The organism is Dyadobacter endophyticus (assembly GCF_014641595.1).
GTDB classification, from domain to species: Bacteria; Bacteroidota; Bacteroidia; order Cytophagales; family Spirosomataceae; genus Dyadobacter; species Dyadobacter endophyticus.
On sequence record NZ_BMIA01000005.1, the window covers coordinates 155,689 to 174,332 of the forward strand.

Annotated in this window: 19 protein-coding genes and 4 tRNA genes; 1 reads left to right on the plus strand and 22 read right to left on the minus strand. The window is 47.5% G+C overall.

The genetic code is table 11. The features are described from left to right. Positions 1–20 precede the first annotated feature (20 nt). From nusG to IEY24_RS27580, 10 genes are all read right to left on the minus strand, one after another. On the minus strand, positions 21–575 hold the full coding sequence (nusG, locus tag IEY24_RS27535; RefSeq protein ID WP_015812908.1) for a transcription termination/antitermination protein NusG: 555 nt from the start codon (positions 573–575) through the stop codon (positions 21–23). A gap of 33 nt (positions 576–608) precedes the next feature. Then, positions 609–800: a preprotein translocase subunit SecE gene (secE, locus tag IEY24_RS27540; protein ID WP_031528323.1), complete on the minus strand. Its 192-nt coding sequence runs from the start codon at positions 798–800 to the stop codon at positions 609–611. A 19-nt stretch (positions 801–819) separates the two neighbouring features. After that, positions 820–890 (minus strand) — tRNA-Trp (locus IEY24_RS27545). 102 nt (positions 891–992) lie between these two features. Next, entirely contained in the window at positions 993–2,180 is a 1,188-nt protein-coding gene (gene tuf / locus IEY24_RS27550) for an elongation factor Tu (RefSeq protein WP_090381988.1), read from the minus strand. Positions 2,181–2,433: 253 nt separating this feature from the next. After that, positions 2,434–2,505, minus strand: a tRNA-Thr gene (locus IEY24_RS27555). A 95-nt stretch (positions 2,506–2,600) separates the two neighbouring features. Next, positions 2,601–2,676, minus strand: a tRNA-Gly gene (locus IEY24_RS27560). 63 nt (positions 2,677–2,739) lie between these two features. Further along, positions 2,740–2,822: transfer RNA gene (locus IEY24_RS27565), tRNA-Tyr, on the minus strand. 164 nt (positions 2,823–2,986) lie between these two features. Continuing rightward, positions 2,987–4,090 carry a hypothetical protein gene (locus IEY24_RS27570; RefSeq protein ID WP_188938520.1) on the minus strand — a complete coding sequence of 368 codons (1,104 nt, stop codon included), beginning with the start codon at positions 4,088–4,090 and terminating at the stop codon, positions 2,987–2,989. A gap of 11 nt (positions 4,091–4,101) precedes the next feature. Further along, a complete protein-coding gene (locus IEY24_RS27575; RefSeq protein WP_188938521.1) occupies positions 4,102–4,932 on the minus strand; it encodes a hypothetical protein in 831 nt (276 codons plus the stop codon). Beyond that, complete coding sequence (locus tag IEY24_RS27580; protein ID WP_188938522.1) at positions 4,913–5,503, minus strand: RNA polymerase sigma factor; 591 nt, start codon at positions 5,501–5,503, stop codon at positions 4,913–4,915. Before IEY24_RS27580 ends, IEY24_RS27575 begins: the two co-directional genes overlap by 20 nt. A 130-nt stretch (positions 5,504–5,633) precedes the next feature. On the opposite strand from IEY24_RS27580, the gene murI reads away from it, so the two are divergent. Beyond that, positions 5,634–6,443: a glutamate racemase gene (gene murI / locus IEY24_RS27585; RefSeq protein ID WP_188938523.1), complete on the plus strand. Its 810-nt coding sequence runs from the start codon at positions 5,634–5,636 to the stop codon at positions 6,441–6,443. A 4-nt stretch (positions 6,444–6,447) separates the two neighbouring features. On the opposite strand, the gene IEY24_RS27590 is transcribed toward murI, so the two are convergent. From IEY24_RS27590 to IEY24_RS27645, 12 genes are all read right to left on the minus strand, one after another. After that, the gene (locus IEY24_RS27590; protein WP_188938524.1) at positions 6,448–8,970 is read right to left on the minus strand and encodes a glycosyl hydrolase; all 2,523 of its coding nucleotides are present in this window, start codon (positions 8,968–8,970) and stop codon (positions 6,448–6,450) included. A 126-nt stretch (positions 8,971–9,096) separates the two neighbouring features. After that, on the minus strand, positions 9,097–9,378 hold the full coding sequence (locus IEY24_RS27595; RefSeq protein WP_188938525.1) for a hypothetical protein: 282 nt from the start codon (positions 9,376–9,378) through the stop codon (positions 9,097–9,099). Next, complete coding sequence (locus tag IEY24_RS27600; RefSeq protein ID WP_188938526.1) at positions 9,375–9,914, minus strand: DUF420 domain-containing protein; 540 nt, start codon at positions 9,912–9,914, stop codon at positions 9,375–9,377. Before IEY24_RS27600 ends, IEY24_RS27595 begins: the two co-directional genes overlap by 4 nt. Before the next feature lie 6 nt (positions 9,915–9,920). Beyond that, positions 9,921–10,517 carry a hypothetical protein gene (locus IEY24_RS27605; RefSeq protein WP_188938527.1) on the minus strand — a complete coding sequence of 199 codons (597 nt, stop codon included), beginning with the start codon at positions 10,515–10,517 and terminating at the stop codon, positions 9,921–9,923. A 9-nt stretch (positions 10,518–10,526) separates the two neighbouring features. After that, the gene (locus IEY24_RS27610) at positions 10,527–10,862 is read right to left on the minus strand and encodes a cytochrome C oxidase subunit IV family protein (protein WP_188938528.1); all 336 of its coding nucleotides are present in this window, start codon (positions 10,860–10,862) and stop codon (positions 10,527–10,529) included. A gap of 31 nt (positions 10,863–10,893) precedes the next feature. After that, complete coding sequence (locus IEY24_RS27615) at positions 10,894–11,664, minus strand: cytochrome c oxidase subunit 3 (protein WP_188938529.1); 771 nt, start codon at positions 11,662–11,664, stop codon at positions 10,894–10,896. Between the two features lie 14 nt (positions 11,665–11,678). Next, entirely contained in the window at positions 11,679–12,266 is a 588-nt protein-coding gene (locus tag IEY24_RS27620) for a cytochrome c oxidase subunit 3 (RefSeq protein WP_188938530.1), read from the minus strand. Positions 12,267–12,283: 17 nt separating this feature from the next. After that, on the minus strand, positions 12,284–13,177 hold the full coding sequence (gene cyoE, locus IEY24_RS27625; RefSeq protein WP_229223298.1) for a heme o synthase: 894 nt from the start codon (positions 13,175–13,177) through the stop codon (positions 12,284–12,286). A 20-nt stretch (positions 13,178–13,197) separates the two neighbouring features. After that, a complete protein-coding gene (locus IEY24_RS27630) occupies positions 13,198–14,226 on the minus strand; it encodes a COX15/CtaA family protein (protein WP_188938531.1) in 1,029 nt (342 codons plus the stop codon). Then, entirely contained in the window at positions 14,201–16,084 is a 1,884-nt protein-coding gene (locus IEY24_RS27635; protein WP_188938532.1) for a cytochrome c oxidase subunit I, read from the minus strand. The genes IEY24_RS27630 and IEY24_RS27635 overlap by 26 nt, the downstream gene beginning before the upstream one ends. 30 nt (positions 16,085–16,114) lie before the next feature. Further along, on the minus strand, positions 16,115–17,224 hold the full coding sequence (locus IEY24_RS27640; RefSeq protein ID WP_188938533.1) for a cytochrome c oxidase subunit II: 1,110 nt from the start codon (positions 17,222–17,224) through the stop codon (positions 16,115–16,117). A 21-nt stretch (positions 17,225–17,245) separates the two neighbouring features. Further along, positions 17,246–18,622: a quinol:cytochrome C oxidoreductase gene (locus tag IEY24_RS27645; RefSeq protein WP_188938534.1), complete on the minus strand. Its 1,377-nt coding sequence runs from the start codon at positions 18,620–18,622 to the stop codon at positions 17,246–17,248. Positions 18,623–18,644 lie beyond the last annotated feature (22 nt).

Genomic DNA, 18,644 nt, shown 5'->3' on the forward strand with positions numbered 1-18,644 from the left:
CCTACCTGCCCGCTATTCGCTCAACTATCCTTTTCTACTTGTGCGTAACTGAGTTCCACGGGTGTATTACGCCCGAATATTTTTACAACTACATTGAGTTTTTTCTTCTCATCGAACACTTCTTCCACCAGACCGATAAATCCGCTGAACGGACCATCTACAACCTTCACGGTTTCGCCTTTAATGAAAGACATGCTTGGCGCTTCTTCATGCTGCTCTGCCTCATCTACCTTACCGAGGATACGGTTAATTTCGGATTGACGAAGCGGAACGGGCACTTTGGAATTCCCTTCGGCATTGCCCAGGAAACCAATTACGCCGGGGATACTTGTAATAATGTGCAGAACCTCCCCTTTTGACAGATCGGCCGAAATGATAATATAGCCGGGAAAGAAATTCTTTTCCCTCACACGCTTCTTGCCGTTGCGCATTTCATAGATCTTCTCCGAAGGGATCAGGATCTGCGGAACGAATTCGTTCAGCTTCTGGCGTGTTATTTCATTTTCAATGTAGGACTTGATCTTTTTCTCTTGTCCGGACACCGCCCTTAATACAAACCAATTTAGACTACTCATACCTTTCGGGGGGTTATCTTTAATAAAATAGCCTTAGAAAGACTGATAAAACAGTTTCAGTGCGTTTTCGAAAACGAAATCCATCACACCTACCACAAAGGCAAAAATGAGCGAACCCACAAGCACCAGCGTGGTATTGGCTTGCAGCTCGTTGAAAGGCGGCCATGTTACATGCTGGGTTATCTCCTCCCAGGACGCTTTCAAAAAAGAAGTAAATTTTTCCATTTCACCTTTTCGATTTATGCACGGGTGGAGAGATTCGAACTCCCATCAACGGTTTTGGAGACCGCTATTCTACCCTTGAACTACACCCGTTTATCGTACAACCTACTGATTGGGGCTGCAAAGATACGATTTTTTTATAAAAAACAAGTGCATCCCAGAAGAAATGCACTTGTTTTATTATTGCTATCTTGATTAGTCAAGAATTTCAGTTACCTGACCAGCACCTACGGTACGTCCACCTTCGCGAATCGCGAAACGAAGACCTTTTTCCATAGCGATTTTGTTGATCAGTTTCACTTCGATTGTGATGTTATCACCTGGCATAACCATTTCAACACCAGCAGGAAGTGTGATTTCACCTGTCACGTCAGTGGTACGGAAGTAGAACTGAGGACGGTATTTGTTAAAGAATGGAGTGTGACGTCCACCTTCTTCTTTCGACAGTACGTAAACTTCACCTTTGAAGTGCAAGTGAGGCTTAACGGAACCTGGCTTACAGATAACCATACCACGACGGATATCTTCTTTGTCGATACCACGAAGCAGCAAACCTACGTTGTCACCAGCTTCACCGCGGTCAAGGATCTTACGGAACATCTCAACACCAGTTACAACTGATTTAAGACCTTCTGCACCCATACCAAGGATATCAACAGCTTCACCTGAGTTGATAATACCACGCTCGATACGACCAGTTGCAACAGTACCACGACCAGTGATCGAGAATACGTCTTCAACAGGCATCAAGAATGGAAGATCTGTCATACGTGGAGGAATTGGAATCCAGCTATCAACGGCATCCATCAATTCTTCGATAGTTTTCACCCATTTCGGATCGCCATTAAGGCCACCCAAAGCAGATCCTTGTACAACAGGAATGTTGTCGCCATCGAATTCGTAGAAGCTAAGAAGCTCGCGGATTTCCATCTCAACGAGTTCAAGAAGTTCCGGATCATCAACCATGTCCACTTTGTTCATGAACACAACAAGCTGAGGAACACCTACCTGACGAGCAAGAAGGATGTGCTCACGAGTTTGTGGCATAGGACCGTCAGTAGCAGCAACCACGATGATTGCGCCGTCCATCTGAGCAGCACCAGTTACCATGTTCTTCACGTAGTCAGCGTGACCTGGGCAGTCAACGTGCGCATAGTGACGGTTGGCTGTCTGGTATTCTACGTGTGAAGTATTGATTGTGATACCGCGCTCTTTCTCCTCAGGAGCATTGTCGATTGATGAGAAGTCGCGTTTCTGTGCAAAACCTTTATCAGCCAACACAGTTGTAATCGCCGCTGTAAGGGTAGTTTTACCGTGGTCAACGTGCCCGATAGTACCAATATTTACGTGGGGTTTCGAGCGGTCAAACGTCTCTTTTGCCATGACTTAAGTACGCTTAAAATTTAAGTTATTACGAATTTATTATACACTACTAATTGATCCTGCTGGCATCCTGCAATCAAACACCGCAATCGTTACCAAATCAGGATCAAAACCAATGCAGGGAAACTTCCTGCTTTCTGAGCCAGTTAAAATACCGAACTCAAAATACCGTGAGCTTTTGAGGGGATTTGAACGGCACCGGCCGCCCGGCCCTGACCTCTTCCTTACCAAGGAAGTGCTCAAAAAATTCCTGAGCTTTTGAGGGGATTTGAACCCCTGACCTCTTCCTTACCAAGGAAGTGCTCTACCCCTGAGCTACAAAAGCATTGCTATTAAAAGCACTGTCGTTAGAACCAAAAAGCGATTAGCGAAAAAGTATCTATTGAATGTTTTCGCTAATCGCTTCGATGATGCTTTTAATGGAGCGGAAGACGAGGTTCGAACTCGCGACCTATAGCTTGGAAGGCTATCGCTCTACCAGCTGAGCTACTTCCGCATTTGTCTTCGTCCTAGGCTCCAAAACTGGTATGATTTGAAGCATTTTTTCAGACTCAAACTGTGGGGGCGGATGGATTCGAACCACCGTAGGCATACACCAGCAGATTTACAGTCTGCCCCATTTGGCCACTCTGGTACACCCCCAGACAACATTTCAACACAAGCGTGAAAACCGTTTGTTTCACAATTTGGAGTCGCAAAATTATACCCATTTTTTAGATTCTCAAATTGTTTTGAAAAAAAAATAAAAAAAAATACGGCTCGGAATCAAAAATGGCGATTCCGAGCCGTATAGGCACTTTTTAGACTTAAAACAATCTCACCCCGAAACTCAGCATCCGGACCGAAGGACCCCGGTTAGCCTCGTATAGATTGTTTAAATCGTAGTTCACAAACAAGTCAGGAAAGTTACGGATACCTATTTCAGCCGCCAAACCGTAGCGCAGATCTTCAATGTAGAAATTTCGTCGGTCGTGATCTACATCCTTTGTTCCCACTACCCGCACCTTTGTGTAACTGCCAATGCGGTACCCTCCGTAAACACCCGCGCTGATATAGGATATGAATGATCTCGAAAAGCTCAATGTCGGCATAATCGACAGGTTTACATAAGGCACCACAAGTTTCGATTTCCTCACTTCCACAGGTTGCCCCTGGTCGTTCACAATCTCTTTAAACTCGACCCTGTCGTCTGTCTTCGCGATTGTGTTGTTTCCGTCGTACATCATATTGTACCACGAAAAATCGATCCCGAAATCCAGATGCAGCCTGGCATCTTTCCCTTTGACCACGTTTGCACTGGCCACATATCCCAGGCTCACAAAACGAGATCCGAATGGTTTAAGATCATAGTCGCTTTTGTTAAACCCCGGAGTGGTTTCGTTGGTACCGTATGTATTAAGGCCTAATGCGATATTAAATCCCTTCCGCGGGCTCGAACCGCCCCACGACCTCCTGTGAAACCGTTTCCCAATACGCCTGTAAGTCGAGTCCGAACCTACTACTTCATCGCCTTCCTTCACTTCCACGCCCGAGCCGTCGATGGAAACCTTCATATCACCATCTTTAATGTGAATTCCACGAACGCCAATTCTGACATAATCCTTGTCCACCGCCTGGTCCGGGTTTTTGAGGTATTTGTTCCCGTTGAATTCCTCCCGCAGAAACGTCGTATCTCCCTGCGTACTATCCAATCTTACTTTCAGATCCCTTAAAAGTGCATTGAGGTCGTATTTCATGATCTTTTCCAGCTCCGTACGGTTCTCTCCATAAATGATCAGCCGTGTTTTATCCCCGAATGTCACGATAATCGAGTCCTTTTCAGAAAACTCATCGTTGGATTTCAACGAACCGGCGCGCGCGCCAATGGCAAACAATACCAGCAATGCCATTGCATATATTTTACTTTTCATGGCTTAACAGATTACAGTTTTGTCTTGTCTTTAGGGTGGTCTCTTTCATTACTTCTTTCATCCTTCCCACGCAGGCGATCGTCCACACGTGCTACAAGATTCTTTGGATTAAAACCGACTTCATTCCAATCGACTTTCTCGCCGGCCCTCGCATTTTTGAGCTGACGGAAAACCCGGGAGAACCGGGAGCCGCGTGGTTTGTCATCCGCTTCATCTGTACCGGTCTCCACGGCGACGACAATCATCCTTGTCGGTTCCGTTACCGGCTTGTTTACCTGACTAACAGCTGGCTCATCAGGCAAAATCTTGGCTCCCTGGATATCAGGGGTATTTACAGGTTCTGGCTGGATTGTTTCCACCAGAACCGATGGCTTTTCTGTGATTGCTACAACGGGCGCATCGTAACCTGGCCGGATAATTTCTGCCTGCCTTATTTCCGATTGTGCTAGTTGATTCTTGCCAGTTTCAGGTATTTCGGAAGTCTGTTTTGACCCTGCCACGGCATGTTCATCGCTTTTTCCCTCCATGGCCGCCAAATGCTCTATCGGCTGTTTTGTATTGTCAACAGGCAAAACTGCCGGCTCGGACGGCGCAGGTTTTGCAACTGCTACTGTCGGATTCGATCGAATACCTCCCGGCGACGCAACCTGCTGATTTTGCCAAACCAGGTATCCTCCCATCACCGCTGCCGCCACTCCCGCCGCAGCATACCAGCCCCACACAGCCGAACGATGTTTTGCCGGTTGCTTTTCCTGAATTTTTAGCCACGCATTTTCCGAAGGTGTCCTTTCCAATCCTTCGAGTCTGCGTTTGAAAAGATCATCAACAGGATGCTTTTTCATAGTCTACTTTTTTTTTATAATCATTCTCCCATTCCGCGACCATCTTTTGCAGCAGGGCACGGGCACGGTGCAATTGTGATTTCGATGTACTTTCGGTAACACCCAGCATCTGGGCTATTTCAATATGTGCGTACCCTTCAATGGCGTACAGGTTAAAGACCGTCCGGTAACCCACAGGCAGCGATTCGATCAATGCCAACAGTTCTTGTGTTTCCAGGTTCTGATCCGCGTGGATGTAGTCCGGGATATTATTGGCTTCGTCGGAAAGATTGTCCTCCAAAATCCGCTTTTGCTTCCGCAAATACCCCAGCGACTCATTCACCATGATCCTCCTGATCCACCCCTCAAAATTTCCTTCCCCGCTGAATTGATTTATTTTTTCAAAAACCTTTAAAAAACCTTCCACCATTACATCCTCAGCCGCCATTTCGTCGCACACATAGCGGAAGCACAAAGCCAGCATTCGATGGCTGTACTTGTCATAAAGCTGTCGCTGCGCCTTCGGATCTTCTTTCCTGAGGGCTTTAACGAGCTGTGCTTCCTGGCTAAATAGTGCTAAAATTCGACCCATTCTAATTGGTGGTTTCAACAGCAAGATGCGCATTCCTGCGCATGAGGTTGCATGTGCCCGAAAAGTTTTTGATATTTTTTTAGCTTTGATGCGAATATCATTTATTAAACACCAAAAGGACTTTTCCACAATGCTCGACTCCTCTGCGCCCATCGGAATTTTTGATAGTGGAATCGGCGGTATGACCGTCGCCAGTGCCGTAACCAGGTTACTTCCGCAGGAAAACACCATTTATTTCGGCGACACGGCGCATTTGCCTTACGGCGATAAGTCTACCGCTGCCATACAGGCCTATTCGATCAAAATCTGCAACATGCTTTTACAGCAAAACTGCAAGCTGATCCTGATCGCCTGCAACTCCGCCTCCGCGGCAGCCTACGAGCTCGTGCGCGAGTATGTGGGAAGCAAAGCAAAGGTGTTGAATGTGATCGACCCGGTGGTGGACTATGTGAAGGAGCATTATGAGGGAAAAACCATCGGCCTCATCGGTACCAAGCAGACGGTTCTCTCCAATGTATACAAAAAGAAGGTTGATGCACTGGATCGTAATATTCACCTGAAATCGCTCGCTACCCCGTTACTCGCTCCGATGATCGAAGAGGGATTCTTCGACAACAATATCAGTGAAAGCGTGATCGCCAATTACCTATCGGATCCCACTTTAAATGGAATCGAAGCATTGATACTCGGCTGCACGCATTATCCTTTGATCAAAACCCAGATCCGCAAATTCTACGGCGAAACTGTGGAAACGCTTGACACTTCCGATATTGTAGCCCGCTCGCTGAAAGCCTGGCTCGAACAACACTATCTGATCAATGAAAAGGGCGAAGGCAAGCGACAATTCTATGTTTCGGACTATACATTGTCGTTCGAGCAATCCACCAACATCTTCTTTGGCCGGCAAATCCAGCTGGAACATTATCCGCTGTGGGAATAAAGTACTAATAAAGCAGCTTCACAGGCCCCAGCAGGCCCGACGGCATAGGCTGCCAGCGGGCAGCGTCGAACTTTTTATAGGTAATGTCTACGATATTAATGTCGTAAAATTTCTTCCAATCGGGCTGCTGCTGGTCGCGCAGGCGCATGTAGTTGGCTGAAAGGTTAGTGACTTCTATTTCAAGAACGTTGCCTTTTGCTTTGAGCGCATGCCCGGCATAGAGCTGGAAAGGGATACGCCAGGCTGTGCCCAGGTCTTTCCCATTCAATTTTACGCTTGCAATTTCACGCACATCACCCAAATCTAAAACTGCATTTTCCCCTTTAAGCACCGCGGCCGGAACATCGAATTTGATACTGTACTTTGCTTTGCCTGAAAAATAAGTGGCTGAGTCGGAAAGCTCCGTCCACGATTTCAGTTGGCTTAATTTCGCAGGTGCAGGCAAATACGGCCTTCCGTCTGTGAAAGTAAGCTGCCAATTACCTTTGATATCCAACTGCTGGTCCCGGCTTTTTACAAAAGGTATATCTGATCCGTCGCCCGACGTCTGTAAAAAGCAAGATTCGCCCGGTTCCAGCCGTAAAAATACTTCATACTTCCCGTCCGCTTCACGAACATGCATAAGCGACTGCCCACGAAGCGGCGTGTCACGGCGCACTAGCTCTCCGTTGCCTATTTTCACCCACCCTTCTTTAAATGCATTGCCGAGATTGGCGACAAAATACAAGGCCATTCCGCGCGAATCCCGTTTGCGGATAAATGTTAACCCTTTCCGCGAAAGCTCTTCCCTAATCACGCCATTCGCCGCCAGGTCGCCATGCAGGTCGCCGGAAATCCGCACATTTTTAAGTTTTGAAAGTTGTGTTAAATTTTCTGAGAATACCTTCTGCCGCTGCGCATGATCTGCGTTGCCCGTAACGGTAGCCGGTAGCTTCCCTTCAAAAATGATTTTTGCGCCCCCACCAGCCAATCGTTGGAGCTCTGCCATTGTTTCCTCGGGAAAGTATGTCGCCGACGGGATCAGCAAAGTTCTATAAGTAGCATTCCCTGAATTCAAAACGCCATTCGCATCAACGGTGAACTTCTTCAACTGCAAATCCGACACAAAATCGAACGCATAACCTTCCTTCCAGAGCCTTTCCGAAAGCTTCCCGAACGGCAAATCCAGCAGCCAGCGCTCAACATGATGCACTTCCAGCAAATGCACTCCACCGCCCGATTTCGCCTTGGTAGCCCACAAATCATGGATCGGAAAATATACCAGCACGTCATTATCCGGTTTGCTATCCTGTAATAGTTTTTGGCACCATTCTACATACTGATTCAGCAACGGGAAATGTTCTGAAAAATGGGATGACTTGCCAAAATTGGTGGAAGCATAAAACAGCCAGCCAGGAAAGTCTTCCTTTTCCGGCGAGTAGGTGGTGCCGTGATAAAAAATGTGGTTGATACCCGCCGTAAATAGCTCATCGATCTGCGGCTTGATTTGAGATAATGAAACCTTGAAATGATTCGCAAGCCAGGTACCGGTCTCGGAGCTCACCAGTTTCTTGCCCGACAAATTTGCCGCCGAAGAAGCAAACTTCATTGCCAACGGGTTCGGCGTTCCGAATTGATCGATCGAATAATCAGGATCGACGCGCAGGCCGGGAATGTTGAAGCGGCTGGTACCAAATGATTCCGTTTCCGGAATATCGGCCGCTTCGTAGAGATCGAGCAGGTTACCCGGCGAGCCATGCGCCTGGTAGCGGGTCACAAACCCGTGTGCACGGCTCCAATCAGTCCAGGGCTTCGCGTACCGTTCCAGCAGCAGTTCGGCCAGTGTTTGATGGTAATCTATTTTAACTAATGTAGCCTCCGGGTTTCCCGTCGAGTCGTTGAGCAATGCCAGTTTGCTTAACAAATCATATTTCCTGCGCGATTGAAATTGGTTTGCAAAATCGTCAGTCCAGTTAGCACCGTAGGCTTCATAAGAGTCATTGTACATCGATCGCGGCTTGTCCGACGATTTAGCAAATGCGGAATCAAACCGGGAAAGGTATTGCTTCATCCCGTTTGCATTGAATGGATCGAGCACAAAACCTTCCCCGCCCGGCGCAGCGCGTTTCACCTTTTGTCCGGTTGGCTTCACCGCGGGCTTTCCATCCACAATGGTCATACCTTGTGCCGCCATAGCCTGTGTTACATTCGGGCCACCGAAGGGCCAGCCGGTGCCGGTGGTCATGTCCACACCCAATCCCAGACGCTTGCCCTCGCGGACGGTGTGCTGCATTACTTCCAGCCACTGCACTCCCAGAAAAGGAATAGCTGCTTTTTCATACCCTTTCACCCCGTAAATAGGGATGATGTGCACCCCGCCAAGCCCCGATTTGCTGAAATATTCGAGCTGAGCCGTAATATCCGTTTTGGTGACCGCGCTGCCCATCCACCACCAATAAGTCCAGGGTTTGGCAGTCGATAAGTTTTGCGCATTGCCATTACCAAATTGAGCGAGTATCAGGAGGAGAACGAGGAAAATCCGGCGCATGATGGGATAGTGTTTTTCTTTAAAGACGCTCATTGCATTATCTACGCCACTACACGGGAATAATTTGTTAAAAACAAAAAAGGCGGGACCAATGTGGTCCCGCCCTGGAATATCTTCGTCAAGAGGTCAGTTGTCGTAAGCCGACCGTACCCGCGCCGCAACAAATTGCCGCTCGGCCTGCGCTTTCTTGGAATTGCGGTACCAAAGGTAACCGATCACCGCTACGAGAATGTAGGGGATCACAAAGAGAAACATAATGCCGGTATTCAAACCCACACCCACATTATTGCGCCCATTACCCATGGAGCTTTCAACCGATCCCCGGCACATCGCGCATTGCGCAAATGCACCCGCACTGTTCATCACGAACAACACAATCAATCCGAATATCGTCAAGAACTTTTTCATACGTAATATGGACTAATCATCAGGTAAACGATCACACCGGTAACACTTACATACAGCCAGATCGGCATCGCCCATTTCACAGCCTTCCGGTGTTCGGTGATCTGGTTGGTATAACCAAAATACACCGCTCTCAATACAAACCAAACGACCACGATCGACAACACGATATGGGAGATCAGCAAAAAGTAATAAACTGGCCGGATAAAACCTGTTCCGCCAAATGGTGTTGCCTCGTTGGAAATGTGATAAAGCACGTAGCACACCAGGAACACAGCTCCTAGCAAGAATGCCCCCGTCATAGTCTGCCGGTGAGCGGAAATATTTTTCTGCTTGACAAAATAGAAGCCCATGATCAGCAACATGGACGTAAGGGTATTGATCACCCCGATAATATGCGGCAATACTTTCGTCCACGTGCCGAGGTCAATCTTCTGCCGGATTCCCAGCAACAATGCAACCACCACCGGAATGACGATGGCCAGGATATTGATTATGCGTTCGTACTTTGGTTTTCTTTCGATTGTTAATGTAGCCATACCCGCTTATTTCTCATTCTTCTTTTCATAATCGAGGATCTTGATCTCGGCCATAAGCCGGTCGGTTTCCTCTCCATCTCCGGCTTTATAAAAGCCTCTGACATGCTTATCGCGGTCGATCAGTACTATTTGCCCGGCTCGACCATTTAAAGCATCACTTCCTTTGGCAGCATCTGTCAGTTCCTTCGTAAAACAGCTTGCTATCGTGGCGCTATCCGCTTTCACCGATTGCCATTCTCCACGTCTTACCGTATCTGTAGCGACCAATAATACCTGCAATTCGGGAATCGCAGTTTTCAATGCCGCTATCCGTTCCAACTCGTCCGTCGCCCTTTCGCAAGGCTCTCCACATTCCGATGGCATTCTGCTCACCACCGTCAATCGTCCTTCCAGATTTACGCCTCCGAATATGCCACAACCCGCAGAAACCTTGTGAAACAGCGTGTCGCCGCTTTGCACGATCACCGAACCGTTTCCGTCTTTCTCCGCCACAAAGTACGGCAGGTCGTAATGGTTCGTTCCGAACAGTTTCAGTAAAGCAAAAATCAAAGCCGGTATTACTAATGTGACGATCAGTAATCCGGCTTTGGGAAATTTTCTCATTCTAATTTATTATCCGAAAATCGCCTCGAAAATCGCATTTCCTTCGAGCATGAGCGCCAGGATCAACCAGGCAACAAATATTATCGGAACGAGTATCGACCAGATCAGCGTTTTTGTTTCATGTTTTAAGTGCATGAATTCCCCTACGATATAGAATGCCTTCACGATCGTCATGATGATGAAGATAGAAATCTTCAAAATTCCGTGGGGAACTGTAAATGCGATCAAGAACTCGAGTGAGGTGATGATCAAAAGAATCCAAAAGGTCTTCCAGATCGCTTTACGTTGCTCAGCTCCTGCTTCGGGATCCTGGTTATGTACGTGGTGATGATGTACTTCCGCCATTTTACTTCAATTTTAAATATTGTCCTATAAATTAAACCAGGTAGAAGAATGTAAACACAAACACCCAAACCAGATCTACAAAGTGCCAGTAGAGACCTACTTTCTCAACCATTTCGTAGCTTCCTCTTTTGTCGTAGAACCCTGTGGCAGCACGGAAGAAGATCAGAATGTTCAGGATCACACCTGAGAACACGTGCGTTCCGTGGAAACCGGTGATGAAGAAGAAGAAATCGGCGAATGCAGGAGGACCGTATTGGTTCTCCGTCAGGTTAGCTCCAAAGATCGTCTTCTCGATCCAGGTGCCGTTTTCAATCACTTTCATTACCGAACCAGCTTCGGTTCCGTGGATAAAGTGGCTCCATTCCCAAGCCTGGCAACCAAGGAAGGTAAAACCGCCGAGGATTGTCCAAAGCATATATTTCTCAACATTCGCGCGGTCCATGCGGTGACCAGCTTCCACTGCAAGTACCATCGTTACGGAGCTCGCGATGAGGATGAATGTCATGATACCAACAAACACCAACGGCAGGGAAATGCCGTGCAGGAATGGTACGGCTTCGTAAACCCTTTCAGGTACCGGCCAATACATGTTGGAGAAGGTAAAATCTTCGTGCTTTCCGGTGAATGCAGGGAAACTAAACCGGGCTGTACCATATGCCACCAGCAGGGCAGAGAAAGTAAAGGTATCCGAGATGAGGAAGAACCACATCATCAGTTTACCGTAACTCGCTTTCATAGGCTCAATACCCCCCAACCACATTTTGGGTTCTACCGCGCCGGGTGTTGTTACATGTGAAGCCATTGATAAAAAAATTATTAATTAAAGGTCAATAAAAAAACAAAAAGGTATAACCAGAGTATATCCAAAAAGTGCCAGTACGTAGCACTGATCTGTATTCTTCTCAGATTTTTGGAATGCACGTTCAGCTTAAATGCCGAGAATAACGCAAATACCAAAACAATCAGCCCGGTAATGATGTGGAAACCGTGAAGTCCTGTAAACACGTAAAAGAACGAGCCAGACGGGTTTCCTACAAAATAAACATTCATCGCCACCAGCTCTTTCCAGCCCTGAAACTGCATATAAAGGAAGATCAGGCCGAGTACAAAAGTAATAGAAATTGCTATTTTCAATTGTTGGAACTGATCTTTTTTTGCCGAGAAATAGGCCCATTGCATCGCTACACTGCTCATTATGAGCACCACGGTGCTGTACCAGAATATCTGCGGCATTTCGAACTCCAGCCAATTACCTTCCGCGCGGCGCACGAGGTAGGCGCTGCTCTGAGAGGCGAAAAGCATGATGATCGTCACGAGGAACAGCCAGAGAATAAACTTCTTCGGGTCCATCGCCAGCGTTTCCTGCGGCTCTCTTTCCAATTTATATTGCCGAACGTTTTCCATTTTCTCTCGATTCAATATCACAATTTATCCAACAAAAAAGCAATCTGCACGATCGGCAGGTAAATGAACGATCCGAACATCAGCTGCTTCGCGGTCTTGTCTGTGCATTTGCGCATGAGATGGAACGTCTGCGCGAGGAACAAAACCCCAAAAATCGTCGCAATGAATGCGGAGTTGATGCCCGTCATTCCCAGCTCGTACGGCAACCAGCCAATCGGAAGCAGGAACAAGGTATAGATCATGATCTGCAATGTCGTATCAGAGTCTTTCAAACCGTTGGCGGGCAACAATTTGAAACCTGCTCTTTTGTAATCTTCGTCCAGCACCCATGCAATCGCCCAGAAATGCGGGAATTGCCAGAAAAACTGGATCGCAAACAGGATACCAGGTTCCAGACCGAAATGGTTTGTAGCTGCTACCCAACCGATCATCGGAGGAAATGCGCCGGGGAATGCACCCACGAACACCGCGATCGGACCGACGCGCTTCAACGGCGTATAAACAAAGCCGTAAAGCACAAGCGACAGCAGGGAAATAAGCCCCGTTGTCAGGTTAAATACCATCACAAATATCACCAGCGAAGCTACTCCGAGGATAACCGCCCAGACAGCAGCCTGCTCCACGGTAATCCTTCCGCTTGGCAACGGCCTTGACGCCGTTCTTTTCATCATTTTATCCAGATCTTTTTCCAAAATCTGGTTGATAATGTTCGCTGCACCGGTAATACCGATCGATGCGAGCACAAAAAGTACCATATCGCCGGCTTTCACATCCCGCGAACCCAGGCAATATCCCATTGCCCCGGAGAAGGCAATCAACGACGCCAGCCGGAATTTCAATAATTCAAATAAAACCCCTAATCTCTCTCTGATCTTCCCAACCCCGCTTACACTTTCCTCTACTGAAATCATTATTACAGAAATTGAAAATTCTAAAACTGGCTACCAGCCGTCGCGGCCACGCCTTCATATTTTAAATACTTCTTACCATTCACAACCAGCCAGACGATAAACTGCAAGCCGATCAAAAGTATCGCGAATGTCAGGTGAACGGGCTGCGCAAATGCGGGAACCCGGAAATACGCCATGATCACACCTGTTGCGATCTCCGCTATCAATATCCAGAAGCAAGCCCTTGCGATTTTACCCGCTGCTGTGCCCTGGTTACCTGATTTCAAAACTTTGTTGATCCAGATTGCATTCACAATAAAGACCAGAATTGAAAACGACCGGTGTATGTAAAAATTAGCTCCTAATTCATCGATCCACTGTGACCTTGCATCGTAACCGAGCTGCATTATCACTACATCCATTGCCTCACGTACTTGCGTTCCGAGCAGGATCTGGAACAAAGACAGCGCCATGACCACGATCCCGATTCCACTGAGCACTTTCTCGCTGCCTTCACGCAATGTGAGCACTTTCCCAACATAACCAGCCCATGTAAACACATAGAGCACGATGAAAATGATCACTATGGCGAGCAGCATGTGTACTGTGACGATCAGCGGGTGCAACTCGAAAGAAACTACTTTCGCACCGAGCCAACCCTGGAAGCCCGTCAACAAAAAAGCCGCGAGGCTCCAAAAGAATATTTGCTTGTTTCCCGATTTCAGAAAAGGAATGGAGGCCAGCAGCATCAGAAAAATAATGATGCCCGTAAGCGCTCCTACAAGCCTGTTTACGTACTCGGTCCAGGTTTTCGTCGCATTAAACTCGACTTCTCCTTTCAGCTTGGCACCGTAAATCTCCTTGTAATTGGCAGGAAGTTGTGATGCTTCGGTAGGAGGAACCCATCTGCCGAAGCATTTAGGCCAGTCGGGGCAGCCCATTCCTGAGCCTGTGCTTCTCACGACGCCGCCTGCTATTACTACCAGGTACAGCGAAATGAGCGTATTTAAAGCGAATCGCCGGAACCGGCGATTCGCTTTAAGATCAATGATGTGTTTTGAACTGGTCATTGAAGTTCTGTGACTCAATCACCTTTTCTGTCGCGATCAACTCATTCTCATGAGGGAAGTTCGATTCAGGTGTTTGAGAATACGGGATGTTCTGAGGGATGAAGTCCTCTTTGGCACCCGGTTTGCTGTAATCATATGACCAACGATATACCGCAGGAATTTCGCCTTCCCAGTTTCCGTGACCCGGAATAATAGGAGCAGTCCATTCGAGCGTGTTTGAACGCCATGGGTTTTGCGGAGCTTTTCTTCCCTTGAAAATGCTGTAAAAGAAGTTCCAGAGGAAAATGAACTGTGCAAGGAACGTGAATATCGCCGCAACGGAGATAAACATGTTCATATCCATGAACTTATGCGTAAAGTCGTAGCTGGTGAACTGGTAGTAACGGCGAGGGAAGCCCGCGATACCTACGTAGTGCATTGGGATAAACACCAGGTAAATTCCGATGAATGTCATCCAGAAGTGAATCTGACCCAATGTGGTGTTCATCATGCGGCCGAACATTTTAGGGAACCAGTGGTAAACCCCTGCGAACAGACCGAATGCCGATGCAGCCCCCATTACCAGGTGGAAGTGGGCAACTACGAAGTAGGTATCGTGCAATTGAATATCCAATGCGCTGTTACCCAGGATAATACCGGTAAGACCACCTGATACGAACAGAGAAACCAGACCGATCGAGAACAACATACCGGGGGTGAACACGATGTTACCTTTCCAGAGTGTTGTGATGTAGTTAAAACCTTTCACCGCAGAAGGTACCGCGATAATCAGCGTCAGGAACATGAAGACCGATCCCAGGAATGGGTTCATACCTGTTACGAACATGTGGTGTGCCCATACGATAAATGCAAGGAATGCAATACCCAGCATGGATGCGATCATCGCACGGTAACCGAAGATCGGCTTGCGTGAGTTTGTTGCGATTACTTCGGATGTAATACCCAAAGCTGGCAAGAGTACGATATATACCTCAGGGTGACCAAGGAACCAGAACAAGTGCTGGAACAGGATCGGGCTACCACCCACGTTTGGCAGCGCTTCACCATTGATATAAATGTCGGAAAGATAGAAACTGGTACCGAAGTGACGGTCGAAGATCAGCAGCAATACAGATGAAAGCAATACCGGGAAAGAGATCAGACCCAATACCGCGGTGATCAGGAATGACCAGATCGTCAGAGGCAGACGGTCGAAAGACATACCTCTAGTACGCAGGTTGATAACAGTAGTAATGTAGTTGATACCACCCAACAGCTGCGAAACGATAAAGAATGCCATACTAGCCAACCACAATGTCATACCCATGCCTGAGCCCGGGTGCGCTTGCGGCAACGCGCTCAATGGGGGGTAAATTACCCAGCCACCGGCAGCAGGTCCTTGTTGCAAGAACAAAGAAGCGAACATGATCACGCTGGCCAGGAAGAAGAACCAGTACGACAGCATGTTCATAAAACCTGACGCCATATCGCGCGCTCCGATTTGAAGTGGGATGAGGAAGTTACTGAAAGTACCACTCAAACCGGCCGTCAATACAAAGAATACCATGATGGTACCGTGCATTGTAACCAAGGCCAGGTAGAAGTTGGGATCCAGCTTTCCAGCGTCGCTGATCCATCCACCCAAAACAGGCTTCAACCAGGACAGGTTAGAATCGGGCAAACCGAGCTGAATACGGAAGATCACCGACATGGTAATCCCGATAATAGCCCACAAAATACCCGTGATCAGATACTGCTTGGCAATTACCTTGTGATCTTCACAAAATATATATTTCTGCCAAAAGCTTTGTGCTTCGTGGTGGTGGTCATGCTCGTCTGCGTGGTGGTGAGCTGTTTCCAATCCTTCAATAGCTGACATATACTTTTATTGTAATTTTAATTAATAGAATTATCGTAGACTAGAACTTGCTCCGGCACCGCCAGCAGAGGTTGCTGAGCTGTCAGCCGCAGGAGTCGCTGCTTCGGCAGGCACATATTTCATGGCCTTTGCTTTCAGGTTCTCAGGAACTTTCGCAAGATACTCTGGGTAAGTCGACAGGAAAGTAGCCTGTTCTGAAACCCATTTCTTGTATGTAGCCTCATCGTCTACGATCAATCTCATTTTCATTGAAAAGTGACCTTGTCCACATACCTCCGTACAAGCAATCTCGTAGTCAAATTTCGGGTTACCGGTTTCGGCACGCATATCAGCGGTTGTTTTGTCCGGTACGAACCAGAATTTGGTCGGCATACCTGGCACTGCATCCATTTTCACACGCATGTGAGGAATGAAAACGCTGTGCAACACGTCGCGGGCACGGATTTTCAATAGCACCGGACGGCCTACCGGGATATGCATTTCAGAAGGGTTGGTAAAGTCATCGAACGAATTTTCATCCGACAAATCGATACCTACTTCGTTTTGTGCATCAATCAATTTATAATTGTAGTCACCTAGTTTGTTATTATCAACACCGCCATAACGCGCGATCCAGTTGAACTGCTTACCGGTAATCTCAATCACCTCCGCATCGCGTGGAGCTTCCGCTGTGATATCCGACCACGCTTTCCAGCCTGTGAATACCAGCAATGCCATTACAATAGCAGGGATGATAGTCCAGACCAATTCAAGCTTGTGGTTTTCAGGATAGAATGTAGCTCGGTGTCCTTTTTTGTGTTGGTATTTCCAGGCGAAATAGAATACCAGGAAGTTTACCAGGATGAAAGGGATAGTCAGAATTCCCATCGAGAACCAGAACAGGTCGTCGGTTCTTCTACCGTGGATCGAAGATGCCTCAGGAAGGAAAAACTCACGTGCATGCAGGTATGACCAGGTGATGGAAACAGCGCCCCCAATCAGGATCACGATAAACATGGCACCGTTTACTTTATTACCAGACGTTTCAACCTCCTCAGAACCGGTCTTGTCGATACTCTTCAAAACACCCTGCAACCTGGATATAACCACCCCGGTGAGGACAATAAATACAAGAGCAACTAATGCGATAATAATATACATGATGATTTACTGGTTTTGCAATTAGGCGATATCGTGATGCAGTGACTCCTCCAACATCGGGTGATTTCTCGGGATCAGATTTGCCTTGGTCAATTGATTTGCGATGGTATATGCAAACGCGCAAAGGAAGATCAGGAAGAAGCCCCACTCCAATGGACCGATCGAAGCTTCCGCACCGACTGTTCCAGGCATAATGTTGGTGTAGAAATCGAACCAGTGTCCGACGATTACACTCCAGCAAGCTACTTTCAGGATCGAATGCGTGAACTTCGCATCACGGGTCATCAGGATGAGGAACGGGAAGAAGAAGTTCAGGAACAATGTAATGAAGAAAGGCGCTTTGTAGAATCCACCGTGTCCACGGAAACGCTCGATGAAATAGATCGTTTCTTCCGGAAGGTTAGCGTAGTAGATCAGAAGGAATTGTGCGAACCAGACATATGTCCAGAAAATACTGAATGCAAATACAAATTTACCAAGGTCGCGCAAGTGGCTTGAATTAACCGCTCTCAGGTAACCTCTTTCGCGAAGCAATACGATGGTCAGGGTAATTACCGCCAGACCGGCAACGTGCCAGCTAGCCAAAGTATACCAACCGAACATGGTGCTGAACCAGTGCGTGTCGATTGACATCACAAAATCCCAGGCAGAGGTAGACGAAGTAACACCGAATACCACAAGAAATGCAGTGCCAAGGCGGATTGATTTTTCATAGAACTCAGTTCCGCCGATCTCATCTTCTTGTAATGACAGGTTGCGAAGCTTTTTCCACATCAGGTACCAAACTACGAAATAGATAACAAGACGTCCCACGAAGAAAGGCGTATTCAAATATCCCTGCTTACCGGCTATAATCTTGTCATACTCCGCGCCGCCTACTTCAAACAGCCCCTTGTGTGTCCAGTGAAACAAATCATGTCCACCCAAAAGGAAAGTAATCAGAAGCACTGCACCTGTAAAAGGAAGAAATGCGGGAAGCGCCTCAGGTACTCTTTTGAATACCGCAGACCAACCGGCTTGCGCCAGGTAGTTATAAGAAAGGAAGAACATCCCCACAACGGACATCCCGGTAAAATATACACCATTTACCCAAAGGTTGGCCCAAATGCGTGCCACCCAGCTCTTGGCATGGTGACCGCCCTCAGCCGCAGCGCCGTGTGCGTCTGCGCCATGTGTTGCAGCTGCCGCTCCGTGCTCAGCCGCCGCATGGCCTGCCGCCGCAGCATGTTCTGCTCCATGTGCAGCCACTTCATGACCACCACCGCCATTGGCTGCGAGGTATGCTCCTAATAGTACAAGAGCCAGTCCTACACCGCCACCAATGAGCAAACTTCTCTTAGCTCCCGATGTAAATTCAAACCGTTCTTCAATAGAAGGAATCGAATGTGCTGATGCCATTATTTAAATTATTTCTCTGTTT